Source organism: Streptomyces sp. CC224B (assembly GCF_030010595.1).
GTDB lineage: Bacteria > Actinomycetota > Actinomycetes > Streptomycetales > Streptomycetaceae > Streptomyces > Streptomyces longispororuber.
The window spans coordinates 21,054-27,053 of record NZ_JASCXL010000130.1 but is presented as its reverse complement, the minus strand read 5'-3'; the positions used below and the strand labels follow the sequence as shown (position 1 = coordinate 27,053).

General features: G+C 71.4%; 4 protein-coding genes and 1 pseudogene. 3 read left to right on the top strand and 2 right to left on the bottom strand.

The genetic code is table 11. The features are described 5' to 3' along the window. The first annotated feature begins 273 nt into the window (after positions 1-273). Positions 274-1,050: an NAD(P)-dependent oxidoreductase gene (locus tag QK440_RS35025; RefSeq protein WP_282797292.1), complete on the top strand. Its 777-nt coding sequence runs from the start codon at positions 274-276 to the stop codon at positions 1,048-1,050. Between the two features lie 29 nt (positions 1,051-1,079). Next, a pseudogene (locus QK440_RS35020) lies at positions 1,080-1,313 on the top strand (hypothetical protein); the annotation flags it as partial. Between the two features lie 447 nt (positions 1,314-1,760). Here the strand turns inward: QK440_RS35020 and QK440_RS35015 are convergent. Next, positions 1,761-2,489: an HD domain-containing protein gene (locus tag QK440_RS35015; protein WP_282797291.1), complete on the bottom strand. Its 729-nt coding sequence runs from the start codon at positions 2,487-2,489 to the stop codon at positions 1,761-1,763. Positions 2,490-3,120: 631 nt separating this feature from the next. On the opposite strand from QK440_RS35015, the gene QK440_RS35010 reads away from it, so the two are divergent. Next, positions 3,121-4,452 carry an APC family permease gene (locus tag QK440_RS35010; RefSeq protein ID WP_282797290.1) on the top strand — a complete coding sequence of 444 codons (1,332 nt, stop codon included), beginning with the start codon at positions 3,121-3,123 and terminating at the stop codon, positions 4,450-4,452. 56 nt (positions 4,453-4,508) lie between these two features. Here QK440_RS35010 and QK440_RS35005 read toward each other — a convergent pair whose 3' ends face one another. Then, a complete protein-coding gene (locus QK440_RS35005) occupies positions 4,509-5,375 on the bottom strand; it encodes an RNA polymerase sigma-70 factor (protein ID WP_282797294.1) in 867 nt (288 codons plus the stop codon). Between the last annotated feature and the right edge of the window lie 625 nt (positions 5,376-6,000).

The window sequence follows — 6,000 nt, the reverse complement described above, 5'->3', positions numbered from 1 at the left end:
GACCATCTACCTGGCCGGACTCCACCTCGCCGCCATCTTCATCTGGTCCGCGCGGTGATCCGAAGGAAACGCCCTAGTACGTGTGGTGATTGCCCTGGCCGTCTGCCGGTGCGGCATTCGCGACGCCGGTTGCCGGCTGTGTTGCATTCCACCCGCTTGATTGCGAGGCAGATCACCGTTGCTTTCTGCGTGGTCACGCTCGTAAGGTCCGCGGGGGCCCGGCTGTCGGTGATCTCGGGCAGGATGGCCCCTATGGGAACGAGACTTGACACTGTGGCGATCACGGGGGCGGCCGGGCGGATCGGGTCGGTGGTGCGCGCCGGCCTGCGTGATGAGGTGGAGCGGCTGGTTCTCGTCGATCGTGTCGGGCTCACTCCGCAGTCGCCGAAGGAGGTCGTTCACCAGCTGGATCTGCGTGACGCTGAGGCGGTAACAGCAGCACTGAAGGACGTGGACGCCGTGGTGCATCTGGGTGGGGTGCCTGATGAGGCGCCGTTGCCGGAGCTGCTGGATGGCAATGTTCGGGGAACACACAACTTGCTGGAGGCCGCGCGGCTGCAGGGAGTTCGGCGGGTCGTGCTGGCCAGCAGCAACCGCGTCAGCGGTTTCTATCCGGTCGCGCAGACCGTCACTCCCGACATGCCCGTGCGGCCCGACGGGCTGTATGGGGTGAGCAAGGTCGCGGTGGAGGCGCTCGGGCGTCTGTATGCGGACAAGTTCGGTCTGTCGGTGGTGTGCCTGCGCATCGGGAGCTTCGAGGATGCGCCGAGCGAGCCGCGGCATCTGTCCACGTGGTTGAGCCCCCGCGACTGCCTCGGCTTCGTCCGGGCGGCTCTCGCCGCTCCGGAGGTGCGCTTCGAGACCGCGTATGCAGTCTCCGCCAACACTCGCCGTTTCTGGGATACCGATGCCGGAGCGGAATTGGGATACGTGCCTGTGGATGATGCCGAAGTCTTCGTCTCGCGTCTTCCGGCGGGCGGATACCCGGCCGGGAGCGATCCGCAGGGTGGCGAGTATGCCAGCGCGGAATTCACACTCCGACACCTGTGAAGACCGGCTCAGCTGCTGGGGGCTCGCTGGTCGATCACGATGCCCTCAAGGACCCCCTGGCCTACGGGCGCACCGAGGAACACCCACTGCCTGCCCCGCTCCAGGGCCACTCCAACTACCGATCCGACCCGGTCTTCTACCAGGAGCGGGCCCTTCTGCTGGCCCGATCTACTCGGAAGCTGTCTCCTTCCCCACACATGGCAGCGCAGCGTGAAGGGGGCGCTGCCTTGGATCAGCCGGCAGATTGGCAAGAGGGCGTTTAGAACCCGCCCGTGGCCCCGTCGGCTCGGGGCAGGAGACGGGACGGTTCTCGACCAGGCCGTCTCGGATGCCGCCGCCAGCCCGGCGCTCACCGAGCGGCAGCAGGGTGGCCCCGGACCGGCCATAAGGGCACCCGCTTCCTCGCCGCGCACCCGCCCCCCACCGCGGGCGCGGACGCGTGCGGTGCCACGGGCGTGGGGGAGCGGTGGGACCGGACGACACTTGGCCCCGCACCCGCGGCCGTCGAGGTGGAGCAAGGTCTGCCCGCCGGCGTCGACCAGGTCGACGGCACCGTGGAGCCGCTCGCGTCCTGGCCGCGAGTGTGGGACTTGTCCTTGGTCCCGCCCACGCCGCTGCTGGACGGTCTCGGACCGCTACTCACCGCGGTGCGCGGGTTCGAGCTCCGCCACAACCACAAGCTGCCTAGAGGTTCCTCCGGTCGTCGTCCGTCACTCCTCGAAAGGGGCGGCAAGCAGGAGGTCCTCCACGGTGGGCACCGGGAAGTCCGGGAGGTGACGGCGGCCGACTTCGGCGAAGGGGTGCATGAGGACCGACATCGGTTTGGTGCGGCACAGCGACAACATGTTGGCGAGAGCGTCCTGCTTGAATCCGGCTCTGGGGAACGCGGCGAGGATTTCGGTGAGAGTGTCGGACGGAATGTTCTCGAGGCCGACACCCGTGAAGTCAAGTCCGGATCCAACAGAGACTATTCCGATCTCCGCCCTTTTCCGGGTCGCGATGCCTGCGTTGGTGTGCAGGGCGATCGCGTCCCAGACGACGGAGATACGGTCGGACGGCATGCGCTGTTTGCGCAGAAACTTTCGGGCGGCGTCGGCGCCGTCGACTTCGAAACGCTCGTCCGAGGTCTGATATGCCTTCACCAGCCCGAGATCGTGCAGGACGGATGCCACGAAGGCGAGTTCGCGGTCGTAGCGGACGCCGCGTCGGTCGAACAGGAGTGAGCCGTACAGGTACGTCCGCATGACATGGTTGAAGAGCGCCGAGGACGAGACCTTCCTCGTGAACGCCACGGCGGCTCGGGCCAGTTGGCTGTCCGGAATGCTTACTCCCGCCACGGACGCCGGCAGCATGGTGCTACGCGAGCTGAAGGGATGATCCGGCGACTGCGCCCGGGGAACTGCGGCAGCGGCGGGCCGGTTCGATCCTGCGGCGGCCATGACGGTTCCGGCGCCTATGGCAGCGATACCGGCACCGCGTTCCAGTGCTGTGCGCCGAGTGATGCTCGCTGCCTCGTTGTCTCTTCCGGGCACGATGGTTCGCCTTTCCGTCGGGGGAGGGGATGTGAGCAGCGTAGGAGCGGAGTCGGCCTGCCCGGCAGTAGCGAAAGTGCCGAGGATCTACGGGATCTCGCCAGCGGCTGGGGTGCCCAGTGCGGGGCGCGGTCCACCTGCCTTGCTGCAAGCGGCCTCTCGGCACTGGCCGAGTCCGTTGCGGGACTGGTGCGGACGATCGCCGTACGCATGTTCGGTAGTCGGTCCCTTACCGGGCTCCGCAGGATGACCGGCCCGGGCCCAGTAAGGTCCTCGTCCTCTTCGACACGGTGATCGCGTGCGTGGACGCCCGGTCGGCCGACCGGGCCGACGACGTCCCCTGGAACGCACGGCTAGGCCTGCCGGGCTGCTCGCCTTCGTCACTCACAGTGACGCCCTGGACGGCTGCTCGGCGACGCTCCGGTGCCTGTCCGAGTCCTGTCCGAATGGACGCGGTCGGCGCACCGGTATCCGCCCGGGCGGGGGCAAGTGGCGGGGGCACCGGGTGTCACGGGCCCGGAGCGGGCACACGTGGTCCATGAACGACACGCAAGACCCGTCGACGGCGCACCCGTCCCCCCTGCGCAAGACCCTCACCACCACGCTGCTGTACTTCTTCATCCTCGGCGACGTCCTGGGGGCGGGGGTGTACGTGCTGGTGGGCCAGGTCGCCGCCGAGTCCGGGCCCGCGGTGTGGCTGCCGCTGGCCGTGGCCCTGGGCCTGGCCATGCTGACCGCGGCCTCCTACGCGGAGCTGGCCACGCGGTTCCCGCGGGCCGGCGGCGCCTCGCACTACACCACGCTGGCCTACGGCCCGTTCGTGGGCTTCCTCGCCGGTTTCTGCATGCTGGCCGCCGGGGTGGTGTCGGTGGGGGCGCTGGCCCGCGGGTTCGCCGGGGACTACCTCGCCGAGTTCGTCACGCTGCCCGTCGCCCTGGTGGCGTTCGTGTTCCTGGGCGCGCTCGCGCTGCTGAACCTGCGCGGCATCAAGGAGTCCACCCGGGCCAACGTCGTCGCCACCGTCGTCGAGGTCGGCGGACTCGTCCTGGTCATCGCGCTCGGCGGCTGGGTCCTCGCCCGCGGCGACGGGGACCTCGGCCGCCTGACCGAGGTCGGCACCGAGGGGAGCGGACCCGTCGCGGCGGTGCTGAGCGGCGCCGTGCTGGCGTACTACTCCTTCGTCGGCTTCGAGACGTCCGTCAACGTCGCCGAGGAGACCCGCGACCCGCGGCGCTCCTACCCCCGCGCCCTGTTCGGCGCGCTGCTCACGGCCGGGCTCGTGTACGTGCTGGTCGGCTGCGTCGCTGCGGCGGCCGTGCCGACGCACACCCTGGTGGACAGCAGCGGGCCCCTCCTCGAGGTCGTCAAGGAGGCCGGCGGGGTGCCGCCGCGGGTCTTCAGCGTCGTGGCCCTGGTCGCCGTCGCCAACGGGGCGCTGCTCACCGGCATCATGTCCTCCCGCCTGGCCTTCGGCATGGCACGCGACGGCCTGCTGCCCGGCGTCCTGGCCCGCGTCCTGCCCGGGCGCCGCACCCCGTGGGCGGCCATCGCCGCCACGACGGCGCTCTCGCTGCTCCTCGCCCTCACCGGCAACGTGGCCACGCTCGCCTCCACGCTGGTGCTCCTGCTGCTGGTCGTCTTCTTCCTCGTGAACACCGCCGCGCTGGTGCTGCGGCGCGTCCCGGCCGATCGGGACCACTTCCGGGCGCCCACGGTGCTGCCCGTGCTCGGCGCCCTGTCCTGCGTGGTGCTCGCCACGCAGATCGAGAAGGACGTGTGGCTGCGGGGGCTGGTCGTACTCGCCGTCGGCGCGGTCCTCGCCGCCGTGGCGACCCGGCGCCGCCGGACCGGTACCGCGGACGCGGGCTGAGCGGGCTCAGCGGCGCTCAGAAACCCGGCGACTGAGCGACTGAGCGACTCAGCGGCTCAGCGGCTCACGGCCGTCTCCCGGCCGAGGCGGGACAGCTTCTCCGGGTTGCGGACGGCGTAGAGCCCCGTGACGAGGCCGTCGTCGACGCGGACCGCGAGGACCGTGTCGACGCGGCCGTCCAAGCGCAGGACGAGGGCCGGGTGGCCGTTGACCTGCTCCTGCCGCAGCGCCATCCCGGCGTGGATCCTCCCCAGCACCCGGGCCACCGGCCCGGCCCCCACGACGGGGGCCAGGGCCGCCCGCACCACGCCGCCGCCGTCGGTCAGCAGGACGACGTCCGGCGCGATGACGTCGAGAAGCCGCTGTACGTCGCCGGTCTCCAGGGCCCGCCGGAACGCCGCGAGCGCGGCGCGGGTCTCGGCCGGGGTGACGGGGCCGCGCGGGCGGCGCGCCGCGACATGGGCCCGGGCCCGGTGCGCGATCTGCCGGACCGCGGCGGGCGTCTTCTCCACGGCGTCCGCGATGTCGTCGTAGGCCAGCTCGAACACCTCGCGCAGCACGAAGACCGCCCGCTCGGTCGGCGCGAGCGTCTCCAGGACGAGCAGCATGGCCATCGAGACGCTGTCGGCCAGCTCGACGTCGTCGGCCACGTCCGGCGCGGTCAGCAGCGGTTCCGGCAGCCACGGGCCGACGTAGGACTCCTTGCGCCGGCGCAGCGTGCGGAGCCGGGTCAGGGCCTGCCGCGTGGTCATCCGCACCAGGTACGCCCGCTGGTCGCGGACCGCGCCGAGGTCCACGCCGGCCCAGCGCAGCCAGGTCTCCTGGAGGACGTCCTCGGCGTCGGCGGCGGAGCCGAGCAGCTCGTAGGCGACGGTGAAGAGCAGGTTGCGGTGGGCGACGAACGTCCGGGCGGCGGTCTCCATACGGTTGCCGCCGTCGGCGGCCGCTGTCTCGCCACGGCCGTCGTCGTCGAGACGACCGTTGCCGACGGCGGTCCTACTACGGCTGTCGTCCGGGGCCGTCTCTCTGCGGCCGTCGCCCGCCGCGTTCTCCCTACGGCTGTCGCCCGCCGCGTTCTCCCTACGACCGTCGGCCGCCGCCTTCTCCCCACGGCCGTCGTCGGCCGGGCACGCGGTGGTGGTGCCGGTGGTGTGCTCGTCGCGGTCCTCGGTCATGGCCGGCTCCTGCCTGCTCGGGCCCGTTCTCGGGCTCGTTCCCGTCACGCACACGACGCCGCTCCCGGCCGCCGTGTGACACCCGGCCGGGGTGGCCTGGGTCACGTCACCGCGCCGCTGTGGACCTAGGAAGCGTCCGCTTCGCCTGGCGCACCCCCATGCGTCCGGCCGGAGGCCCCCGCGAGCACCCGATGCGCGCGCGAAGCGGAAGGGCTCGTACCAGTAGTGCGAATGATCTTGACTGAGTACGGTGACCTCCCGGCACGGACGACCGTCCGCGCCGTCCTTCGAACGACACCTCCGCGCTCACCACCCCACGGGGCGCCCGCCCCGGCCGGGACCGCCCACGACGGGAGGGCCCACGAGGCGGCGG